The 19,297-nt window shown below is 61.4% G+C and carries 25 protein-coding genes; 10 read left to right on the top strand and 15 right to left on the bottom strand.

The genetic code is table 11. The annotated features are described in order from the left end of the window. The 3 genes from HBF25_RS13320 to HBF25_RS13310 all read left to right on the top strand — a co-directional run bounded on the left by HBF25_RS13320 (position 1) and on the right by HBF25_RS13310 (position 2,835). Positions 1 to 378 (top strand): VOC family protein, encoded by a 378-nt coding sequence (locus HBF25_RS13320; RefSeq protein ID WP_166949164.1) that lies wholly within the window; start codon positions 1 to 3, stop codon positions 376 to 378. 304 nt (positions 379 to 682) lie between these two features. Then, positions 683 to 2,470, top strand: a complete 1,788-nt coding sequence (locus HBF25_RS13315) for a hypothetical protein (RefSeq protein ID WP_166949162.1) — start codon at positions 683 to 685, stop codon at positions 2,468 to 2,470. A 77-nt stretch (positions 2,471 to 2,547) separates the two neighbouring features. After that, positions 2,548 to 2,835, top strand: a complete 288-nt coding sequence (locus tag HBF25_RS13310; RefSeq protein ID WP_166949160.1) for a hypothetical protein — start codon at positions 2,548 to 2,550, stop codon at positions 2,833 to 2,835. Between the two features lie 90 nt (positions 2,836 to 2,925). Here the strand turns inward: HBF25_RS13310 and HBF25_RS13305 are convergent, their stop codons facing one another. Then, positions 2,926 to 4,392 carry an alpha-L-fucosidase gene (locus HBF25_RS13305; protein WP_208392563.1) on the bottom strand — a complete coding sequence of 489 codons (1,467 nt, stop codon included), beginning with the start codon at positions 4,390 to 4,392 and terminating at the stop codon, positions 2,926 to 2,928. A 92-nt stretch (positions 4,393 to 4,484) separates the two neighbouring features. Then, positions 4,485 to 4,835, bottom strand: a complete 351-nt coding sequence (locus HBF25_RS13300) for an ArsR/SmtB family transcription factor (protein ID WP_166949158.1) — start codon at positions 4,833 to 4,835, stop codon at positions 4,485 to 4,487. A 78-nt stretch (positions 4,836 to 4,913) separates the two neighbouring features. Here HBF25_RS13300 and arsH point away from each other — a divergent pair, with 78 nt between their 5' ends. The 6 genes from arsH (at position 4,914) to HBF25_RS13270 (ending at position 11,213) form a co-directional block, all read left to right on the top strand. Beyond that, positions 4,914 to 5,660 (top strand): arsenical resistance protein ArsH, encoded by a 747-nt coding sequence (gene arsH / locus HBF25_RS13295; protein WP_166949156.1) that lies wholly within the window; start codon positions 4,914 to 4,916, stop codon positions 5,658 to 5,660. 2 nt (positions 5,661 to 5,662) lie between these two features. Then, the gene (gene arsC / locus HBF25_RS13290; protein ID WP_166949245.1) at positions 5,663 to 6,064 is read left to right on the top strand and encodes an arsenate reductase (glutaredoxin); all 402 of its coding nucleotides are present in this window, start codon (positions 5,663 to 5,665) and stop codon (positions 6,062 to 6,064) included. Positions 6,065 to 6,144: 80 nt separating this feature from the next. Next, positions 6,145 to 6,324: a type II toxin-antitoxin system HicA family toxin gene (locus HBF25_RS13285; protein ID WP_166949154.1), complete on the top strand. Its 180-nt coding sequence runs from the start codon at positions 6,145 to 6,147 to the stop codon at positions 6,322 to 6,324. A 33-nt stretch (positions 6,325 to 6,357) separates the two neighbouring features. Beyond that, the gene (locus HBF25_RS13280; protein ID WP_166949152.1) at positions 6,358 to 6,759 is read left to right on the top strand and encodes a type II toxin-antitoxin system HicB family antitoxin; all 402 of its coding nucleotides are present in this window, start codon (positions 6,358 to 6,360) and stop codon (positions 6,757 to 6,759) included. A gap of 306 nt (positions 6,760 to 7,065) precedes the next feature. Next, on the top strand, positions 7,066 to 9,972 hold the full coding sequence (locus HBF25_RS13275) for a TonB-dependent receptor (RefSeq protein ID WP_166949150.1): 2,907 nt from the start codon (positions 7,066 to 7,068) through the stop codon (positions 9,970 to 9,972). Positions 9,973 to 10,010: 38 nt separating this feature from the next. Then, positions 10,011 to 11,213, top strand: coding sequence for a glycoside hydrolase family 27 protein (locus HBF25_RS13270; RefSeq protein WP_243853212.1), 1,203 nt, complete (start codon positions 10,011 to 10,013; stop codon positions 11,211 to 11,213). 77 nt (positions 11,214 to 11,290) lie between these two features. Here HBF25_RS13270 and HBF25_RS13265 read toward each other — a convergent pair whose 3' ends face one another. The 3 genes from HBF25_RS13265 to HBF25_RS13260 form a co-directional block, all read right to left on the bottom strand. Further along, positions 11,291 to 12,001 (bottom strand): FadR/GntR family transcriptional regulator, encoded by a 711-nt coding sequence (locus HBF25_RS13265; protein ID WP_166949148.1) that lies wholly within the window; start codon positions 11,999 to 12,001, stop codon positions 11,291 to 11,293. Between the two features lie 386 nt (positions 12,002 to 12,387). Next, entirely contained in the window at positions 12,388 to 12,522 is a 135-nt protein-coding gene (locus tag HBF25_RS22430) for a hypothetical protein (RefSeq protein WP_279588206.1), read from the bottom strand. 54 nt (positions 12,523 to 12,576) lie between these two features. Further along, positions 12,577 to 13,146, bottom strand: coding sequence for a methyltransferase domain-containing protein (locus HBF25_RS13260; RefSeq protein ID WP_166949146.1), 570 nt, complete (start codon positions 13,144 to 13,146; stop codon positions 12,577 to 12,579). A gap of 211 nt (positions 13,147 to 13,357) precedes the next feature. Between HBF25_RS13260 and HBF25_RS13255 the strand changes: the two genes are divergently transcribed. Further along, positions 13,358 to 14,686, top strand: a complete 1,329-nt coding sequence (locus tag HBF25_RS13255) for an epoxide hydrolase family protein (protein WP_166949144.1) — start codon at positions 13,358 to 13,360, stop codon at positions 14,684 to 14,686. 67 nt (positions 14,687 to 14,753) lie between these two features. On the opposite strand, the gene HBF25_RS13250 is transcribed toward HBF25_RS13255, so the two are convergent. The 10 genes from HBF25_RS13250 to HBF25_RS13205 all read right to left on the bottom strand — a co-directional run bounded on the left by HBF25_RS13250 (position 14,754) and on the right by HBF25_RS13205 (position 19,296). After that, complete coding sequence (locus HBF25_RS13250; protein ID WP_166949143.1) at positions 14,754 to 15,320, bottom strand: hypothetical protein; 567 nt, start codon at positions 15,318 to 15,320, stop codon at positions 14,754 to 14,756. 194 nt (positions 15,321 to 15,514) lie between these two features. Beyond that, complete coding sequence (locus HBF25_RS13245) at positions 15,515 to 15,799, bottom strand: hypothetical protein (protein WP_166949141.1); 285 nt, start codon at positions 15,797 to 15,799, stop codon at positions 15,515 to 15,517. Continuing rightward, positions 15,796 to 16,122: a hypothetical protein gene (locus HBF25_RS13240; protein ID WP_166949139.1), complete on the bottom strand. Its 327-nt coding sequence runs from the start codon at positions 16,120 to 16,122 to the stop codon at positions 15,796 to 15,798. Before HBF25_RS13240 ends, HBF25_RS13245 begins: the two co-directional genes overlap by 4 nt. 10 nt (positions 16,123 to 16,132) lie before the next feature. Beyond that, the gene (locus HBF25_RS13235; protein WP_166949137.1) at positions 16,133 to 16,534 is read right to left on the bottom strand and encodes a hypothetical protein; all 402 of its coding nucleotides are present in this window, start codon (positions 16,532 to 16,534) and stop codon (positions 16,133 to 16,135) included. A gap of 12 nt (positions 16,535 to 16,546) precedes the next feature. Next, positions 16,547 to 16,723: a hypothetical protein gene (locus HBF25_RS13230; RefSeq protein WP_166949136.1), complete on the bottom strand. Its 177-nt coding sequence runs from the start codon at positions 16,721 to 16,723 to the stop codon at positions 16,547 to 16,549. Then, the gene (locus tag HBF25_RS13225; RefSeq protein WP_166949134.1) at positions 16,720 to 17,163 is read right to left on the bottom strand and encodes a hypothetical protein; all 444 of its coding nucleotides are present in this window, start codon (positions 17,161 to 17,163) and stop codon (positions 16,720 to 16,722) included. Before HBF25_RS13225 ends, HBF25_RS13230 begins: the two co-directional genes overlap by 4 nt. Positions 17,164 to 17,173: 10 nt before the next feature. Then, a complete protein-coding gene (locus tag HBF25_RS13220) occupies positions 17,174 to 17,434 on the bottom strand; it encodes a hypothetical protein (RefSeq protein WP_166949132.1) in 261 nt (86 codons plus the stop codon). 57 nt (positions 17,435 to 17,491) lie between these two features. Further along, entirely contained in the window at positions 17,492 to 18,127 is a 636-nt protein-coding gene (locus HBF25_RS13215; RefSeq protein ID WP_166949130.1) for a DUF2589 domain-containing protein, read from the bottom strand. A gap of 71 nt (positions 18,128 to 18,198) precedes the next feature. Continuing rightward, on the bottom strand, positions 18,199 to 18,732 hold the full coding sequence (locus tag HBF25_RS13210; protein WP_166949128.1) for a DUF2589 domain-containing protein: 534 nt from the start codon (positions 18,730 to 18,732) through the stop codon (positions 18,199 to 18,201). Between the two features lie 3 nt (positions 18,733 to 18,735). Next, a complete protein-coding gene (locus tag HBF25_RS13205; RefSeq protein ID WP_166949126.1) occupies positions 18,736 to 19,296 on the bottom strand; it encodes a glycoside hydrolase family 108 protein in 561 nt (186 codons plus the stop codon). Position 19,297: the final 1 nt, after the last annotated feature.

Genomic DNA, 19,297 nt, shown 5'->3' with positions numbered 1-19,297 from the left:
ATGACATGGAAACCCCAGGGCTATCCCTCGATGAGCCCTTATCTGATCTGTGCGGACGGGCATGCGCTGATTGCCTTTATCGAACAGGCTTTTGGTGGTGTATTGCTTCGCTGCTACAACCGACCCGATGGTTCATTGATGCATGCGGAAGTCAGGATCGACGACAGCGTGGTGATGGTGGGTGGTGCCGCGACCGATGCGAATACGTATGTCCCGCATATCCATCTCTATGTGCCCAATGCACGTGCCACATTCCAGCGTGCCGTCGCTGCCGGCGCCACCGTCGTCCAGGAAATGCAACGCAAGGAGGCAGACGACGATCTCCGTGGAGGCGTCCAGGACTTCTCCGGCACGACCTGGTGGATCGCTTCACAGTAAATTCCTGCGCATGCGTACCGGAGACACCCTATCCGGCACACCTGTCCGGCGTGCCGAATATTCGCGGCATTTTCGGTAAGCCGATACCCGGCAACCTGTGCGCAAAAACAGAATGAAAACCCCGTCATTCTTGTTCGCACCCTGCACGCGTGTTACTGCTTTATAGCAGGACTATTCGTGCAACGCCGATCCATCCAGGATGCGTAGACCCCAGGGACCGCAGCGCACGCAAGCGTAATGGATGACGTGCTGGAAGGGCCCGGCATTCCCGCCGGATCGTTCAATCAGGGGCAGGTATCAGGGTATGAATATCCGTATTGTCACAGCGACCATGGCGTCGCTGGTCGTCGTTGCGTCCGTCATCGGAATACGAAGCCAGGCGATCGCCCAGCCACTGGACGAACGTGCAGTGGATGCGGCCAGCAACGCCATTACCATCAATAGCGTGGTGCCCAACGAACTCAATCCGCAGAATGGCGGTGCACCAAGGGCCACGATGTCGCAGGCAGCCTATTTTGCGTGGCAGGAATTCATTGCACTCAACTGGCCCGCGGTAAAGCAGAACGGTGGCCTGAACCAGCGTGACACACCCGACACCAACTGTCGTTTCGGCGACCCTCGATGTGCCGGCCCGCGCGTGTGGGAAACCTTCCGAAGCAAGGTCGAGATCTTCCCCGGAAAGGGCCTTCCTCCAGGCTATACCACGTCGCCCAGCGCCTCTTTCGGCTACGACACACTCCCTAGCTACAACTACGACAACCCCGTGCCGGCGTGCATGTCTCCGTCCACGTCGACTGCATGGGTCAATCTGGACGAAACCGACCAGATCACGCTCGACGACATGTATGCGGGTGCCGCCCCCCAGCAAGTACCCGGCAACTCGTCACCGCAGTTGATCCGCTTCACGGCCAAGGCCAATCGTACGGAGTACACCTACGTTGCCCTCAATAAGTGGTGGCAGGCCATACCGGCCAGTGTTGCCAACGCCACGCAGAATTACCTCACCACGAACAAGAGCAGCCCGCCACCTGGCAGCAGCTCAATGGTCAGCCTGCCGCTCAACACCGTGGAACTGAAGGCGGGATGGCGCGAACTGACGGCAGCAGAGCAGGCTTCCGGGCGCTTTCACATGACGACAGTGCGTTCGTACGAAAAGAACGCAAGCCAGCAGACCTGTTACCGGGAAGCCACCTGGGGTCTCGTGGCACTGCACATCATCCAGAAGACACGTTCAGCGCCCTACTTCATCTACGCCACCTTCGAGCAGGCCGACAACATCCTTCGTCCTGATGGTCGTCCGCTAGAGGATGAGAACGGCGCCATCATCAATCAGCCCCAGCCCTGCCCGGTGGGCCAGAACTGCGCCACGTCGCCGCAAGTCACTCTATTGGACAGTTCGGTGGTCAACGCCAACCAGGTGCCGCCAAGGGTCGACCTGGTGCCGGCATCCGCGCAGTACTGCACTGGCTCCGTGCGCAATCCTCCCAGGAACCAGCTCTACTACCAGAATGCGCAGGACAAACCCGGGCTGCCGTCGAAGGGGTTCATCTGCATCAATTATCGCGACAACCTGATTCCCCTTGCGGTTATCCAGGCCAACCGGAGCGCCCACGCGGCGATGGCCACTTATAACCAGCAGAACGGCCTGAAGACCTCGCCATGGTCGTACTACAAGCTGGTCAACGTGCAGTACCAGGCCATCGACAAGAACTACGCGGGTGTCTACAAGGGCAATGACCCCAACAGCGGCGCCAACCCTGCCAGCTATCACCTGGCGAATATCGTGGTGGAGACCAACCGCCCGTTGCAGCTCTTCAGTGGCGGTCTCGTCGGCTCTGGCTTCACTGGGGTGAACAGTGATTACGAAGCCCAGTTCAGCCGTGGCGGCACAGGTATCCATCGCAACGTGTACTACGGCGGTGCCGGCTACAACATGGGCGGCTGCATGGGCTGCCATGGCAGCCAGGGACAGCACGCCTCGGGCGACTTCAGCGTGATTCTCGCCAATGGTGCCGTACACCAGCCGGAAACCCCCAGTGCCGCCAGTCCGCAGGGCGCCACCGAAGTCGTGAGAAACCGCAAGCTCAAGTAGCCCCCGCCGTCGCCGGGGTCGCCTTTGCGGGGCTCCGGTACGTCTCGTCAATGCATAGCCAATAAGGAGCCATTGCCATGACCAACCTCCGCGAACAGCTTGACGGCCACGCCAAGGCCGTCACTGCAACCGTCAGCTTTGCCAGGGACATCGCCCCCCTGTTCAATGCCACCGACATTGCCCATATGAAACAGGTGACTCATGGAAGCCTCGACCTGAGCAACTACGGCAACGTAAAGATCTGGGCGCAGCAGATCTACTCCAGGGTCAGCAGCGGTGACATGCCCCCTGCGCCTGCTCCTGCGTGGCCGCTATCTAACGTGCAGCTCTTTGCTGCATGGATCAAACAGGGAACGCCTCCCTGATTTCGATCTGAAGATCAGGCTTGCTTTGCTACAGGAAGGATGCGCCGGATCACGACACGATGATCCGGCGCACGAACATCGCGAGCGTGGTCAGGAAGACGTGTAACGAGGTTCGTCATACAGCCCCAGTTCGCTGAGCCCTGGCTGGTGTCCCTGCATCCATAGACGCACCCGCTGCGCAGACGTCTGCTGCAACTCGTGGAACTGCCACGATGCGGGCGTACCGCCGCTGGCGATGTCCGCCCATGTGCCGTCACGCCAGATCTGGAGCTTATAGGCGGTGATGCGACTCGCGCTACCGTAATCCTTGTCGTCACGGGGTTCCACGATGGACACCGTATTGAACGACACCGGTGCGTCGAACCGCACCTCGATCCAGGCCTCGTCCTTGCCCTTGTCGGCCAGCCAGTAGGTGCGTGAGTTGTCGTCGAAGGCGAGATCGGGCCCCACGGCCTCGTCGCTCGCACTGGCCCATGCCGGCCGACCTGCAGCGAGATCGGGCGTAGTGATGGTGACCTGGCGCTCGATGCGGGACACAGGACCGGACGGCTTCCACAAACGCCCTATCTCGGCCAGGCGCGCCACCGCGTTGTCGTCGAAGCGGCCGTCACGATTGGGGGCAACGTTGAGAATGAGATTGCAATGGTTCTCATTGAAAGGCTTGAGCCAGTCCTCCACGATGATCCTTGCGGACGCAAGTTCTGCCGTGGGGTATGACGTTTTCCAGAACCAGTCGCTTTGCAAGGTGGTGCCGGATTGAGATGGCACCTGACTGTCGGCGGGGATCTTCTGGCCCGCATGCTGCTCGTACTGCTTGATGTCGGTGTAGTAGAGCGCCGAGCCAGGGTAGCTACCCGCGTTGTGGTCGGTAAGCAGGCAGTCGGGCTGCAACGACTTCACCAGATCGTAGATCTCCCGGTATGGCAGCTCGGCATAGGAGATACGCGACCAGGACGCATTCCAGCCATCCAGGATCAGTGCGGTCAATGGACCATAATGCGTCAGGAGCTCGGTGATCTGCGCCTTGATCAGCGCGATCTTTTCCGGAGTAACGGTGCGCGCACGGATATCCTGCCGGAGATCCAGGATCGAAAAGTACAGGCAGACCTTGAGGCCCGCCTTGCGAAACGCATCCACATAGGCCCGCACCACATCGTGCGGATAGGACGACTGCATGACGTTGGCACTACCGGTCTTCGTCGGCCACAGGCAGAAGCCGTCGTGATGCTTCGTGGTAAGGCAGCCATAGCCCATGCCCGCGGAACGCGCAGCTGCCGCCCATTGTGCCGGATCGAGATGCCTCGGGTTGAACAAGGCAGGTGACAGCACGGGATCACCCCACTCGCGCTGCTCGAAGGTTGCCATGTTGAGATGGATGAACATGCCGAAGCGAAGATCCAGGAAGGCCTGTTGCAGGTCGCGCAACCGCGATGGCTCCACCGCCACGCCACGCGCCGTCTTCGGCGCCAGGGCAAAGGCCTTCTGCACCGGCCACAAGCTACTTCCCACGGCGCCCGCAAGCGCCAGCGTCTTCGCAAACTCACGTCGATTCATCATCGCCCCCGGTGGTGACATGGAAGTCCGGATGATTACCGTATTTCCAACCGGGGACACAAGCGATCCAGCAGCTGGATACTGAAACGTCGAAGTTATTTGCGCACCATGCCCCCGGGGCCACACGACTGACCGGATGCCGCACAACAGTTGTCGGTCAGGAATCCCACCAGACGATCCACCGTTTCCAGTACGGGGCTGTAGTAAATGAAACGCCCCGCCTGGCGACTCGCCACCAGACCGGCATTGAGCAGCTCCTTCAGGTGAAACGAGAGCGTGGCAGGAGCTACGCCCAGCGTTTCGCCAATGACACCCACGGCCAGTCCCTCCGGCGCGTGCTCGACAAGCAGGCGGAAGATAGCAAGGCGGCTCTCCTGGGCCAGGGCGGCAAACGCCCTGATGGCATCGGGAGCGGTCAGATGAGTTGCATGGGGCTTGGGCTTCATAGGGCCCAAGCCTAGCAAAGTTGCCCTATTCATTTCCATGTTTCTATAATTATCGAATCATTGAAACGTGGAACATCCATGGCCAGCGATACCCCGCACCTGACCCACGACCTGCCCGCCCCACTCCACGATCATCTCGCTCCGGCAGAGGATTCCGGGCATGCGCCGCGAATCCTCCTTCTCTACGGTTCGCTGCGGCCACAATCCTTCAGCCGGAAACTCGCCCTGGAAGCAGAACGCATCCTGCGTCACCTGGGCGCCGAGACGCGCGTATTCGATCCAGCCGGCCTGCCGATGCTGGACAGCGTGGGGCCGGAGCATCCCAGGGTGCAGGAGCTACGGGCCCTGTCGCTATGGTCGGAGGGGCAGGTCTGGGTCAGCCCAGAGCGCCACGGCACGATCACGGGCGTGTTCAAGAACCAGATCGACTGGCTCCCCCTGGAAGAAGGCAGCGTACGCCCGACCCAGGGCCGCACCCTCGCGGTGTTGCAGGTCTGCGGTGGCTCGCAGTCGTTCAATGTGGTGAACACCTTGCGCGTGCTCGGGCGATGGATGCGGATGGTCACCATACCGAACCAGTCTTCGGTACCGAAAGCGTGGCAGGAATTCGACAGCCACGGCCGGATGAAACCCTCGGCCTACTACGATCGCGTCGTAGACGTGATGGAAGAGCTGATGAAGTTCACGTGGCTGGTGCGAGGCCGCTCCGACTATCTCGTGGATCGTTACAGCGAGCGCAAGGGCGCGGCCGAGGCACGCGCTCTTGCCGAAGCCGCAGCCGTTGTCGAAACGACGGTATCCCACGCCAGTGGAGCAGCATCATGAGTCTGCACGCAACGATCTATCACAACCCTGCCTGCGGCACCTCGCGCAACACGCTTGCCTTGCTGCGTCACCTGGGTATCGAGACCGTCATCATCGAATACCTGATAACGCCACCGGACCGGGAAACATTAACCGGACTGATCACCGCCGCAGGCCTGACGGTGCGGCAGGCCGTACGCGAACAAGGAACACCCTTCGCGAAACTGGGACTCGACCGTCCCGATGTCGACGATGAGCAGCTTCTCGACGCCATGCAGCTCCACCCCATCCTCATCAACCGCCCTTTCGTGGTTACTGAGCAGGGAACGCGGCTATGCCGTCCGTCGGAGGTCGTGCTTGAAATCACACCTCCGCTGACCACCCCTTTCATCAAGGAAGACGGCCAGGAGATTCAGCCAGGCTGACACCTGGCCAGACAGGGCTTGCAGGGGATCGAGCCTCCCGCCGGCAGGTCGCTTGACAGTCAGTGTGTATCGTACACACAATGAACTCTGCAGATCTGGTAAGACTGTTGAGGGCCCACGGCTTTTGCCTGGTGAGCATCCGGGGTAGCCATCACAAGCTACAGAATGCCTCCGGCGTGACGGTGATTGTCCCTCATCCCAGAAAAGACCTCGGAAAGGGGCTCGTCGCCGCTATTAAAAAGCAGGCCGGCATCGCCTGACGTTTTCCCGATAAGGGTATGGAGCCAAGCATCATGCGTTACCCCATAGCAATCGAACCGGGCACGGATGGTTCTGCCTACGGCGTGATCGTGCCCGACCTTCCCGGCTGCTTCAGTGCAGGCAATACGCTCGATGAAGCGGTGGCCAACGCGGAAGAAGCCATTCTTCTGTTCCTTGAAGATGCCATCGAGGAAGGAACCATGCCCCCTGCGGCTTCCACACTTGAAGCACTGCGTTCCCGGGCAGACTTTTCCGGCTGGACATGGGCGCTCGCAAACGTCGATCTGGCGAAGCTGAGCACGAAGGCCGTGCGCGTCAACATAACCGTGCCGGATCGCCTGCTCACTGCCATCGATAGCTACGCCGAACGTCACGGCGAGACGCGCTCGGGGTTCCTCACTCGTGCGGCCATGGAAGCCATGAGAGCGGCCTGACGCATCGTCATGCCATAGCGACCTGAAAAGGCGGCTCCATATATCCGTCGCCGGTGTCCGCTGCTGCCCACAACAAGCCATCTTCATTACAACGTTGCCGTCATGTTGCAACGCAGCTTGCTTGTGCCCAGGCGCCCCGTAACTATTATCTTAAAATACTACAAATGGGGCAGACGGCAGGTTCCGTCGGGTAGGGGCACAGGTCGATTCGCGGGGATCGTTACATTCGTAACGGTTCATGGGGGCGACAGACGGAAACGCCGTAGGCATGTCTGACACGTATTCCACAAAGATTGGAAGGTAGTCATGCAATTAACGAAGATGGCCGCCGCGCTCCGTGGAGCGCTGGTTGCGATGGGTGTTGTCTGGACGATGGGTTATGGCGCGCCGGGACACGCGCAAGCAGCTGCGCCCGCCTCCTCGGGCGAAGCGACGCCATCCGCGGGACAGGAAAAGACGCCTGCTTCCGCGCAGAAGAAAAAAGATGATGCCGCCGCCACCGACGACAAGAAGGTGACCGAGCTGGGCGGCATCGCCGTGACGGGCCAGCTGGCTGCGCTCCAGCGCGCGCAGGCCATCAAGCAGGATGCAGTCAACGTCGTCGACTCCATTTCGGCGGAAGAAACCGGCAAGTTCCCGGATGCCAACGTCGCCGACGCGCTTCAGCGCGTACCTGGCGTCTCGGTGAACCGTAGCGGCGGTGAGTCCAGCCAGATTGCCGTGCGCGGCTTTGGCCCCGACTTCGTGGCCGTCACCGTCAACGGGCGGAAAATGGCGACGGCCTCCGGCTCGCGTGCCTTCAATTTCGATGTACTTCCTTCCGAAATCATCAGCGTCGCCCAGGTCAACAAGACCTCGTCGGCCGATATTCCCGAAGTGGACATCGGTGGCGTCGTCGACATCCAGACCGCGCGTCCGCTGGACTTCAACGGCTACCATGGTGCGTGGAGTGCCGCCGGGGTGAACAGCAACCTCACTGGTGACTGGAAAGGCAAGACCACACCGAAGGCCTCGGGCCTGTTCGGCTGGACCAATGCAGACCACACCTTTGGCTGGATGGCATCCGCGACGTACTACAAGCGCAAGGATACCCAGCTCAATACGCAGGCCAATTCCTGGTATGCCAACCAGGACATCTCGAAACTGTCGAACCTGAGCAACCCCAACTACACCAACGTGGCAGTGCCCGAGACCCTGGCAAGCAACGTGCTGGACGAGACCCGTACGCGCAAAGGTTTCAGCGGTGCCATCGACTGGAAGCCCATCGACCGGCTCACGGTGCAGCTGGATACCTTGTTCTCCAGCTACAAGGTGGACTCCCTGGAGCACGAGTTCGGCCAGTACGGCAACACGGCCGACATCAATTCGCTGACCACCGACAGCAACAACACCGTACTCAGCTACACCCGCAACGGTTCCGGCCCCAACGTCATGGCGAACGACTATGTCATGTCGTTCATCCCCAGCTACGAAAAGAGCTACCAGAACGGCCTGAACCTGGGTTTCGACGTGGATGACTCCACCAAGCTCAGCCTCGACGTATCCAGCTCCAAGGCCTGGAACAAGCAGAGCCCCAACGGCTACTTCCTGGTGATCGGTGGCAAGAACTTCGGCACCAACCCCACCTGGACCAACGGTGGCGACAATACGCCGCCCAGCTACAGCAACATTCTTTCGTCCACCGACGTAAACAACCTGAAGGCGCATTGCTGCAACGCCGGCTCCGGCACGAATGTGACCAACAAGGTCAACCAGTACCAGATCCGCCTGGACAAGAGCTTCACCGATGGCGTGCTGTCGAAGCTGGAATTCGGTGGCGAGTACAACGACCAGTCGGTCAAGTCGGTGAACTGGAGCACGCCGAACAGCCTGCTCTGCAACGCTTACTGCGGCTACAACATCACCGTTCCGCCCGATGCCGTGGGCGCGTATATCTACAACGCACCGGACAAGATCAGCGGCGTCTCGTCGCCGGGCCTGCCCTCGCAGTGGGTGCAGTACGATCCGCGTGCTTATCTCGCCTGGCTGGCTTCGCCGGCGGCGTACAACCAGCTTCCGGCCGACAAGAAAGCCGCGCTGGTCGCCGGCCTGGCCGCCAATGGTGGCACCCTTGGTGCGGCACCCGATCCGGGTAGCTACAACAAGGTAACGGAGAAGGAGAAATCATTCTTCGGCAAGGCTGTGTTCGAAGGCACGATGTGGGACAAGGCCTGGGCACTGGACGTGGGTTTGCGCTACGTCAACGTCAACTCCACCTCCACGGCCATCAATCGTCCGCCGATCAGCCTGTACATCGATCCGAACGACACCAGCAACGGTCAGGTCACCTTTGGCGGACTCACGCCGCAGTCGGCCAATGGTGGCTACCATAAATGGCTGCCGTCGCTGAACTTCAAGTGGAACCTGATGGACAACCTCGTCTATCGCTTCTCCGCGTCCAAGTCGATGACCCCGCCGCAGCTGAGCAACCTCTACTACAACAAGGGCTTCGGCACGCGTCCGAACTCGCTCACCATCTCGCAGGGCAATCCGAACCTCCAGCCATACACGTCGCGCAACTTCGACATGGGCCTGGAGTGGTACATCGACGACGCCAGCTACATCGCCCTGGAAGGCTTCTACAAGAAGGTAAGCAACTTCAGCACGCTGGTGAGCACGCCCGTGCCGTTCCTTACCAACCAGAACACGGGACAGCCATTCATCTGGTCGCTCACCCAGCCCATCAACCTGAATTCGTCGAACATCTACGGCCAGGAACTGACGATCAACTATCAGTTCACCCATGTCCTTCCGGAACCGTTCGATGGCCTGGGCGTGGCCTTCAACTACACGCACGTGTCCAGCAGCACCACCCTGAGCCCTGGCGTCATTGCCGCCTCGGGCAAGTTCGCGGTGCCGGGCATCGGCAATTCAGCCAACCTCAGCACGTACTATGAAAAGGGCCCCGTGCAGGTGCGCCTGGCCTACAACTGGCGCGGCTCTTACCTGGAAAGCCTGTCCTATGGTGCAGGTGCCCAGCCGGCCACCCGCACCTCGTATGGCCAGCTCGACCTGAGCGCCAGCTACGCCTTCACCCCGCGCCTGTCGCTGTTCGTATCGGGCACCAACCTCACCCACGAGCATCTCTACGACTACTCGGTATACCGCAACCGCTTCCTGTATGCCGAAGCGGATGGCACCGTGTATACGGTAGGCGTGCGCGGTAGTTTCTGATCCCTTTCCGGACGTCCCTCTCGGGATGAGGAGTATTGATGAACGGTTCCATGCAAAACACGCTTCGTACGAGTGCCTTGGGAGCCATGGTCTGTTTCCTGGCCGCCGTTGCCGCCCCGTCGCAGGCAGCGGATACGTCACCGCCGTTGCCTCAGATGGGCTTCAACAACTGGAATTCCACCCATTGCCGTGACGAGTTCGACGAAGGCATGATCCGCGGCATCGCCGACAAGTTCGTCAGCCTGGGCCTGAAGGATGCGGGCTACCAGTACGTGAATGTCGACGACTGCTGGGCGAACTGGCAGCGTGACAAGGACGGCCACCTTCAGCCCAACCCCAAGCGCTTTCCGAGCGGCATCGCCGCCCTGGCGGATTACATCCACGAGCGCGGCCTGAAGTTCGGCCTGTACTCCAGTGCAGGCACTTCCACGTGCGAGCCCCTCCAGGAAAATCGCGGCTTCCCGGGCGGCCTGGGGCACGAAAAGGACGATGCCGCCACCTTTGCGTCGTGGCATGTCGATTACCTGAAGTACGACAACTGCAACAACCAGAAGATCGACGCGCACAAACGCTATACCGACATGGCCGAAGCACTGCGGGCCACGGGCCGGCCGATCTTCTTCAGCATGTGCGAATGGGGCGAGAACAAGCCCTGGTTGTGGGCGAGCAAGCCACCGGTGGAAGCCAGCTCCTGGCGCACCACGGGCGACATCACCGACACCTACGCATCTATGCTGAAGATCTTCAAGGCCAACGTGGTGCTGGATCGCTACGCCAGCCCGGGCCACTGGAACGATCCGGACATGCTCGAAGTAGGTAACGGTGGCATGACCGACGTGGAATACCGCAGCCACTTCAGCCTGTGGTCGATCATGGCCTCGCCGCTTCTCATCGGCACCGATCTGCGCACGATCAAGCCGGATGCGTTGCAGATCCTGCTGAACAAGGAGGTGATCGCCATTGACCAGGACCCGCTTGGCGTCCAGGGCAAGCAGGTGCGTGACGCGAGCGGCATCCACGTCATCGTCAAGCCGCTCAAGGACGGTGCCGTCGCCGTGGCCGTATTCAACGAGACGGACAAGGCGAAGGATGTGAGCGTGCCGGCCAGGGAAATCGGCCTGAAGGCAAGTGGCAGCTACACGCTTCGTGACCTGTGGGCCCATACGGATGCGAAGGGTGATGGCTCGATCAAGGCCACGCTGGCGCCGCATGCCACGGTGATGTACCGCATCAGCGAATAGCTTTCCCTCCCCTGCAGGAGCGCGCCCTGCGCGCGACCGGAACTTGCGTCACATCCGGTCGCGCGCAAGGCGCGCTCCTACAGGGGCTTTTTGCGTTGCTTGCGGATGTTGTTGCGGGAATCGGACACCATCTTGATCATGGCCTGTCGCGCCACTTCGGGATGGCGCCGGCGGATGGCCTCATAGACCTTGAGATGCTGGGGCAATGCGTTCTTGAAGTTCTCGGAGTTGCGCGCCGATAGCGCGAAATAAGCGCCCAGTGCGGTCTCGATCACAGTAAACAGCGAGGTCATCAGCTCGTTGTTGGTAGCCGCCAGCACCGCATGGTGGAAGGCGAGATCCGCCTCGGTCCAGGCGTCCAGGTCTTCGGAGTCTGCCATGGCCTGATAGGCAATCTCGATGGCCACCAGCTGGTCATCCGTGCGCCGCCGTGCGGCAGCTGCCGCCGCGGCAGGTTCGATCAGCTCGCGCATTTCCACCAGCTTCTCGATGAAGCTTTCGGGCGGCATCGACTCGAACCGCCATGCCAGTACATCGGCATCGAGCTGGTTCCAGTGGATTTCTTCCCTCACGCGCGTGCCGGAGCGCTGCCGGGACTCGATGAGCCCCTTGGCGGATAGCACTTTCATGGCCTCGCGCAGCGCCGTGCGACTGACACTCATGCTCTCGGCCAGGATGTCTTCACGCGGAATGCTCTGACCGGCCGGCCACTCGCCACTGACGATGAGACGGCCCAGTTCCTGGACAACCTGACGATGCAGGTTACGTACGACTGCGAATTTCACCATCCGCTCGGTTTCCTTTGGCTGCATATCGACCGGCGCACGCCATGGGTACCCACCCGGCATTTCGACCATCGAACCCTTGCATCGGAACGCGTGGTAGTTGTCGTACAAATAGCTAAAAGCCGGATGAATTGTATCAGATGGCGCGTTGCGCACCATCCCTTGCGAGCCTGGAAGCCACGTATGGGGTGAAACGGCTATGCGTATCGGGAAAGCTGGGTGTTTGCCCAGGCAATCAGTTGGCGCAGGCGCCCTGGGATTTTTTTATATCGTGAACGTGAAGGCGAGCCGTTGGCGTGATCGTGTTCATGGGTCGCGCGCAAGGCGCGCTCCTACACAAGCGGCGTGCGATCACCCTGTAGGAGCGCGCCTTGCGCGCGACCCACGCATCACCCTTCGGCACGCTTGAACCGAAGCACTCCATCCATCAACCGATTCGCCACCACCACGATCACTGAAGCCGCCAGCGTGACCGTGAGGCGATCGGCGAGAAGCATCGTGCCTACAGTGCCTTCGGCACTCATCGTGAGCAGAATCACCGCGGTGGACACGCTGCGTGGCAGCGCTGTGACATCAGTTCATCGCGTGGCAATCAGGCCGTAGTGGTAGGGGCACGCATGGGCAAGATCCACCTCACGGATGGCCTGGAAGCCAGCCTCCGCCATCCAGCGGCGACAATCTCCGGGGGACGGACGTATCGCCAGGGAGGGTCCCCGGGGCGTAGGCATGTCGCTTCGCCAGTGGATGACCGATACCGTGCCGCCCGGGCGAAGGCTTTCGCGGATCGTGCGCAGCAACGCCACCGGCTCTTCAAGGTGCAGCAGGTTATAGACCATCGCATGAGCCTGGCTTGCGACAGGCAGACCCAGGCCTTCGGCCACTACGTCGCGAAGCACGGCATGGATGTTCGATAAACCGCGGCTTGCCGCCTTGGCGCGGGTGTAGTCCACCATGTCGGGCTCGATGTCGATGGCGGTTAGCGTGCCCTTGGTCCTCGCCGCAGCTGCCACCGTGAACGTGCCATAGCCACTGCCAAGCTCGACGACATCTCCATCGCCCTGCGGCCATAGCAGGGCCATGGCGGCATCGGCGTCGAAGAATTCAGCCCAGGCATCCTCCTGGGGCATACCGCTTTCACGACCCTTCACGCCGGGCTCCTCATTCACTCCTGGGGACGGTGAAGTCTACCGTGCCGCTCTTTGTATCGGCATGTGTACGTGCCGCCATGGATACATGGAGACGCAAAACCCTGCCCCGCCCGACATGGTGCAGCTGAACGGCACACCGAGACTACGGACATCCGATGGCGCCTGACACACCGCGCCGCATGTCCGCCCGATGATCCCAAGGAGAAAGCCCATGTCGTACACACCTGCCCGACGTTCCTTCGCTTCGCGCACCCTGGCCATGGCACTGGCCATGGCCGTGCTCGCCCCGGCAGCCTACAGCCCGTTCGCCCATGCCACCGGCCAGTTAACTGGCACGCCCTCGGGAACCACGCGCAACGACGAAAGCATTCGTCCATTCCATGTCCACGTGCCCCAGGAGCAATTGGACGATCTGCGCCGTCGCATCGCTGAGACCCGCTGGCCGGACAAGGAAACGGTGAACGACCAGTCGCAGGGCATCCAGCTGGCCCGCGTGCAGGAGCTAGTGCGCTATTGGGGTACGGACTACGACTGGCGCAAAGCGGAGGCACAGCTCAATGCCCTGCCCCAGTTCGTCACCACCATCGACGGCGAGGACATCCAGTTCATCCATATCCGCTCGAAACACAAGAACGCCCTGCCCGTCATACTCACTCATGGCTGGCCCGGCTCACCCTTCGAGTTCATCAAGACGATCGGCCCGCTGACCGATCCCACCGCCTTCGGCGGCAAGGCGGAGGACGCCTTCGATGTCGTGATCCCTGCCATTCCGGGTTATGGATTCTCAGGCAAACCGACCGGCCTGGGCTGGGGACCGGAGCGCACGGCCAGGGCGTGGGATACGCTGATGAAACGCCTCGGCTACAAACACTATGTCTCCCAGGGTGGCGATCATGGCTCGGTCATTTCCGATGCACTGGCACGACAGGCGCCGAAGGGCTTGCTTGCCATCCACCTGAACATGCCGGCTACCATCCCCGGCAACCTTGTCAGAGGCATCAACGCAGGTGATGCCCCACCCGAATCACTGGGTGCGCCGGAGCGCGAAGCCTATCAGTCCCTCAGCACGTTCTTCGGCCGCAATGCCGCCTATGGCGCACTGATGGTCACCCGCCCGCAGACGATCGGCTATTCGCTGTCCGACTCGCCGGCTGGCCTGGCTGCGTGGATGTACGAGAAGTTCGCACAGTGGAGCGACAGCGACGGCGTGCCGGAACGGGTGCTGACGAAGGACGAGATGCTCAATGACATCACGCTCTACTGGCTCACCAACACGGGTGCCTCGTCATCGCGCTTCTACTGGGAAAACAATAACAACAACTTCAGCGCCGACGCGCAGAAGACCCATGACATCAAGGTTCCCGTCGCCATCTCGGTATTCCCGGGCGAGATCTACAAGGCACCGAAGAGCTGGAGCCAGCAGGCTTATCCATCGTTGTATTACTACCACCAGGTGAGCAAGGGCGGGCATTTCGCAGCCTGGGAACAGCCACAGCTGTTTGCCGAGGAACTGCGCGATGCCTTCCGTCCGGTGCGATGAATAGGTACCGCTGACAGCAAAGAGATCGCGACCTCCCGACCTGAAGGCCAGGAGATCATATCCGTCTTCACCAGGCGTGGCTCGTGATCCACCAGCGGCCCTGGAGCTTCACGAGCTGCGTCACCGATGTCGACGGCCTGCTGGCTTCGGGCTCCGTCACGGGACGTGTGCCTTCGTTACCGGTATGCGGTACCACTGCCAGTACCGGGCCCTCCCCCTTCCTATGTAACTCGGTGACATGCAAGGCACCGGCCTTCTCGTACCATGCGACCTTCTGGTGCAGATCCTTCAGGATGCGCACCAGTTCATCCACGGTGATGGTACGCAGGCGAGGAGGATTCTTTCCGTCTTCATCGGTGTATTCGATGAGCGCATCAGGGATGAAAAGCGAACGCAGGCGGCGATCGTCCCACTGGCCGCGGGGACCGCTCACCGCGTCGTGCATGGCCCTGACGATAGCGTCGGGAGACGCCACGTCTTCCGGCTTTGCGGCCGGAACCTGCTTCAGCAGGTCCTGCTCGTCCCGATCGGAGAGAAACGATGTCGGGCTGAAGCTGGGTTGTTCTTCCGCAGCCAGGCAGGCGGTCGGCAGGGCAAGTGCCAGGGTTAAGCCCAGTACGATCGGTCGAAGCATGAATATCCCCAATGAATGCATGGTGTGTGTTCCCTTCCCATGTCCATTCTTCGGGCGCTTCAACCCGTCATCTTGGCGGATCGACGCGAACTGAAACGTGACACGCGCGACGTGCATAAAGATCGCGTAAAGCCCGGCCCCGGAGCGGTCCGGCCCGCCCCGGGGTTGCCGGCTCTCCGGCTCCGGCGGCGTGATCAGGCAAAGCGCGCCCGCCGCTTGCGATACAGCCATGTCCAGCGTCCGAGCATGGCCGCCAGCCCCACGTTGATGATTGCCTCGCCCGGCCAGATATCGCCGTAGGCAAATCCCCCCACCTGGAACAGGTCGGCCACCATCCCCAGCGAGTTCACGCTGCCGCCGCAGGCGATCAATGCACAGAAGATGCGCACGATCCTTGGCATGGCGGTCTCGGTGAGCAACCACAGGCCGGACAGCGCCATGACGACGCTGCAACATAGATTGACCACGATCAGGCTCATTTTTCGTCGCCTCCGGCAATACGGTCGATGACACGGTTGGCAATGGACTCGCCACGACTGTCGATCAGCCGCTGCACGATCACGGCCAGCTTCAGGCCGAAACAACCCACGAGGAACGACACCGCGGCCTGTATTTCGGCCGACGAATCGGACATGAATCGTTTCTCCAGGGCAGGTGCCAGGAAGATGGCGGTGAGAGCACCGCAGACCACCTGGATGACGGCTCGGCGTCGCGATTCCTCCTGGCTGAGCGCCACGGGAAGGATGGCACCGCCCACCGCGGCCAGCAGCAACCAGAAACGCGTCAGAAGCACGCTATCCATGCTGGCCTCCTCATGGTGCGGAAGGAACCGGCTTGAACGTGCCGATCCACTTCGGTTGGGATACGGGCAAGGCAAACTTCAGCGTGCCGTCCGCATTGCGCGACACCACCAGCTGCTTGCCATACAGGGCGTCGCAGAACTTGCCGCCGTTGACGGGCACCTTCACGTTGTAGCGGTAGCCTGAGGCATCGCTGTCCAGGTAGCTTGCCGCCAGGCGGCAGTTCGCGGGTTCGTCGAAAATGATGTTCACCCGGTCCGGCTGGAAATCGAGCCGCGTGGCAATGGGTGGCCTGCCTGCATCACCGGACACAAGGCCTCGCCAGGCACCCGCAGGGGCGTGTTCGCTTGCATGGGCGGTAGCGAGAAAAGCGGAAAGAACGAACAGGGAAGCAAGGTGGTATGTGACTTTCATGGCATGACTCCTTCAGGTTTGGGTGAAGTACTGCTTCAGTGCGCCTGCCGCGATCAGGGCCGTGAATGCCGTGACGAGCAGGTAGTAAAGCCAGCGCGGTAAACGTCGCGGCGGTTTCGATGTGCGGACATGGGCGAGCATCGATATGCCCCATTCGTCCGGAATACGTAGCTGGTCGAGGCGCTTCATGCCTTCTGACCCGCCATGGGTGGCAGGGACAGCACGCGGCCGTCCAGCTCGACTCGAGGCTCCCAGTGGTCCGTCAGGCGGTAGGAAATGCGCAGGCGCTGCATGGCGCCACGCCCGAACCAGCGCAAGCGTGGCTTGCGCATGTCGAGGAACAGCACAGGCCGGCGCTCTCCACGAATACGACGCTGGCGGAAACGCACGTCGAATTCCACCGAGAGAAAAGCCATCCGGGGGTTGCCGGGATCACGGAACAGATGCAGTGGTAACACCATCGGTACCAGCGGAGCATCGACCGCCGGAGATTCCGGGATATGGACCTGCAAGTGTCGTCCGATGTCGCCACGCAGCACGCTTTCCCGTCGGGCGCGAACGGCCTCGTCGGCAGCCATGATGGCCATGCGCAAGCCGTACATGAAGGTATCCAGCGAGCATATCGTCATGGGCGCGGCCTCAGGCTTCCTGCAACCAGCCGGGCTTGCGAGGAAAGCCCACGTGGTAGCAGATCCACTGCAGAACGACCTGGTGCTCGCCCACCTGGAGAATCGTGAAGCTCTTTTCCGTGCCGATGATGCTGCCGCGAGGCGAATCGGTAAGGCAGCGGTTGAGCATGGCCCGCGCTTCCTCGATCTGCGCTTCCGAACGCACCTGGTTGGGGTTGTCGGTACCGACGACCACCCGCTTGACGAATTTCACGTCGCTGAGATCGAACATGGTTCACTCCGATAGAACCGTGACGCCTTGCAGGCGCCACGGAATGGTGCCGGGCGATCAGGCCGCCTGCTTTTCCTGCTCCACGGCCACCGGGGCGCTGACCCGACGCGGCGCGCACGCGGTCTGCAGGATGTCCAGGACACGGGCCAGGCCTTCCGGCATGCCCTTGTCCTCGGCGTGGACGGCGACGTGGTACTTCGCCGAGTTGTCGGAGCTGCGCGTGTTTTCCTTATGCGTGGCCACCGAACCGGCCACATGCACCTTTGCCGAGAAAACACCCCAGCCGATCGACATGTCGGCGGAGAATTCACCCTTCTTGTCTTCCGACTCCTTCTGGCTGAAAGACGACTTCACTTCCATATCGAAAGTGATGTCGACATTGGTGATGCTGAGGCTGGGCACCTTCACGATGGCCAGCAACGGCACCTCGATCTCGACTTCTTCTTCCGCGATGCCCTTTCCAGACGGATCATCCACGGGGCGCTTGAACTTGAACTGCGCGGTACGCGTGGCACCCACGCCCTTCGGGTCGCTCTCGGCCGGCGGCAGGAAGCCGATGACCTTGATGAAGTCGGCGGTAGCCTGTGCGAGCTTGACCTGGGCCTCACAGGCGGCATAGAGCGGGCCGCCGATGAGTTCGCCCATCGGCAGGCCTTTGAACTGGCTGGACATGTTTACGAGTTCGTCGGGCATTTCGTTACTCCTTCATGGGACTGCATGACATGGCGAGCGACATGCCGCCATGGTTCGCCGGGCAGGACATATCAGTCGCCCGGCTGGAACGTCTTGAAGACCCCCTGGGTCTGCGCAAGATGATTCATGAGGCGTGCCGCGCCATCGGTGGGCTCGCTGCCCTCCACGCGCAGGACGACATGCACGGCGCCTGCCGTACGCCCCTTGGCGCCCACCGAGGTATCCACGCGCACATGGGAACGCGATGCCTTGGGCCTTACCTGCCAGTCGCGCGGCGCAGTGCCAGGATCGGTGTCGTCGGGCGTGGGTGGCGCATCGTCAACGAGATTGCCAAGGTCGGCATCGAAACGGATTTCAACGTCCTTGATGCGCAGGACATTGGTGGATACCAGGGGCAGGATCGGCGCCCGGTACAGGTCCTCGTCGCCTTCGCCGGCACCCGGCTGCATCGATGGCATGCGGATCACGACGCTCTTCGGACGATTGTCCTCGTCGAAGAAATCGCTCAGATGTGCCATCTGGTGCTGCTCGATCCGATCCTGCGCATCCACTACCGCGCCTGCGATCGCTTCGATCAGCTCGTTGAGGGAGGTCTGCGTGGCCATCGGTCAATGGCTCCCGCCAGTGGGCGCCGGCAGGTCGGGAAACGATGCGACGCGCGCCAGCCAGCCCTTCAGGAACTTCTGCAGTGATGGGCGACGCTCCACCAGTGCCTTGTAGTAATCCACCCTGCCCTGCTTGTAGCGGGCATACACGGCATACGCATCTGCCTTGCCAATGGCAGCGGCCGTGCCCGCACCCATTACGCCATCGATGGCCAGCTGGGGAGAGGCGCCCAGGTCGTTGAGCACGCGCTGCAATAGACGCACGGCCTGCGCACCTGCATTGACGTTGAAGTCGAAGAGGATGTTCGCCAGCGGCTGCAAGGCGATCTGGTCACCGCGTATGGCATCCCAGTACAACGCCTTGTAGATCGTGGCGGCCTGGTCGTCGGTCAGGGCGCGCAGCGTCGTGATCGACGGTGCCACGCCAAGCAGGGATTGGGCGCAACGATTGAAGGTCGCCAGCGTAATGCCCTTGTTGGTGGCACCACCCGGGTCGGCGGGGTCATTGACGAATCCGCCCTCATGCCGGAGCAGGGTCGGAAAGAAGCTCTTGAAATCGGCCATC

The organism is Luteibacter anthropi (assembly GCF_011759365.1).
Lineage (GTDB): Bacteria > Pseudomonadota > Gammaproteobacteria > Xanthomonadales > Rhodanobacteraceae > Luteibacter > Luteibacter anthropi.
Note: the sequence above shows the minus strand (reverse complement) of the source record. Positions and strands in the feature narration are given on the sequence as shown.

Bases quoted from the DNA above. Each gene is read 5' to 3' on its own strand.
- HBF25_RS13320 (WP_166949164.1), top strand. From the start codon at position 1: ATGACATGGAAACCCCAGGGCTATCCCTCGATGAGCCCTTATCTGATC.
- HBF25_RS13315 (WP_166949162.1), top strand. From the start codon at position 683: ATGAATATCCGTATTGTCACAGCGACCATGGCGTCGCTGGTCGTCGTT.
- HBF25_RS13310 (WP_166949160.1), top strand. From the start codon at position 2,548: ATGACCAACCTCCGCGAACAGCTTGACGGCCACGCCAAGGCCGTCACT.
- HBF25_RS13305 (WP_208392563.1), bottom strand. From the start codon at position 4,392: ATGATGAATCGACGTGAGTTTGCGAAGACGCTGGCGCTTGCGGGCGCC.
- HBF25_RS13300 (WP_166949158.1), bottom strand. From the start codon at position 4,835: ATGAAGCCCAAGCCCCATGCAACTCATCTGACCGCTCCCGATGCCATC.
- arsH (WP_166949156.1), top strand. From the start codon at position 4,914: ATGGCCAGCGATACCCCGCACCTGACCCACGACCTGCCCGCCCCACTC.
- HBF25_RS13285 (WP_166949154.1), top strand. From the start codon at position 6,145: ATGAACTCTGCAGATCTGGTAAGACTGTTGAGGGCCCACGGCTTTTGC.
- HBF25_RS13280 (WP_166949152.1), top strand. From the start codon at position 6,358: ATGCGTTACCCCATAGCAATCGAACCGGGCACGGATGGTTCTGCCTAC.
- HBF25_RS13275 (WP_166949150.1), top strand. From the start codon at position 7,066: ATGCAATTAACGAAGATGGCCGCCGCGCTCCGTGGAGCGCTGGTTGCG.
- HBF25_RS13270 (WP_243853212.1), top strand. From the start codon at position 10,011: ATGAACGGTTCCATGCAAAACACGCTTCGTACGAGTGCCTTGGGAGCC.
- HBF25_RS13265 (WP_166949148.1), bottom strand. From the start codon at position 12,001: ATGGTGAAATTCGCAGTCGTACGTAACCTGCATCGTCAGGTTGTCCAG.
- HBF25_RS22430 (WP_279588206.1), bottom strand. From the start codon at position 12,522: ATGAGTGCCGAAGGCACTGTAGGCACGATGCTTCTCGCCGATCGCCTC.
- HBF25_RS13255 (WP_166949144.1), top strand. From the start codon at position 13,358: ATGTCGTACACACCTGCCCGACGTTCCTTCGCTTCGCGCACCCTGGCC.
- HBF25_RS13250 (WP_166949143.1), bottom strand. From the start codon at position 15,320: ATGCTTCGACCGATCGTACTGGGCTTAACCCTGGCACTTGCCCTGCCG.
- HBF25_RS13245 (WP_166949141.1), bottom strand. From the start codon at position 15,799: ATGAGCCTGATCGTGGTCAATCTATGTTGCAGCGTCGTCATGGCGCTG.
- HBF25_RS13240 (WP_166949139.1), bottom strand. From the start codon at position 16,122: ATGGATAGCGTGCTTCTGACGCGTTTCTGGTTGCTGCTGGCCGCGGTG.
- HBF25_RS13235 (WP_166949137.1), bottom strand. From the start codon at position 16,534: ATGAAAGTCACATACCACCTTGCTTCCCTGTTCGTTCTTTCCGCTTTT.
- HBF25_RS13230 (WP_166949136.1), bottom strand. From the start codon at position 16,723: ATGAAGCGCCTCGACCAGCTACGTATTCCGGACGAATGGGGCATATCG.
- HBF25_RS13225 (WP_166949134.1), bottom strand. From the start codon at position 17,163: ATGACGATATGCTCGCTGGATACCTTCATGTACGGCTTGCGCATGGCC.
- HBF25_RS13220 (WP_166949132.1), bottom strand. From the start codon at position 17,434: ATGTTCGATCTCAGCGACGTGAAATTCGTCAAGCGGGTGGTCGTCGGT.
- HBF25_RS13215 (WP_166949130.1), bottom strand. From the start codon at position 18,127: ATGCCCGACGAACTCGTAAACATGTCCAGCCAGTTCAAAGGCCTGCCG.
- HBF25_RS13210 (WP_166949128.1), bottom strand. From the start codon at position 18,732: ATGGCCACGCAGACCTCCCTCAACGAGCTGATCGAAGCGATCGCAGGC.
- HBF25_RS13205 (WP_166949126.1), bottom strand. From the start codon at position 19,296: ATGGCCGATTTCAAGAGCTTCTTTCCGACCCTGCTCCGGCATGAGGGC.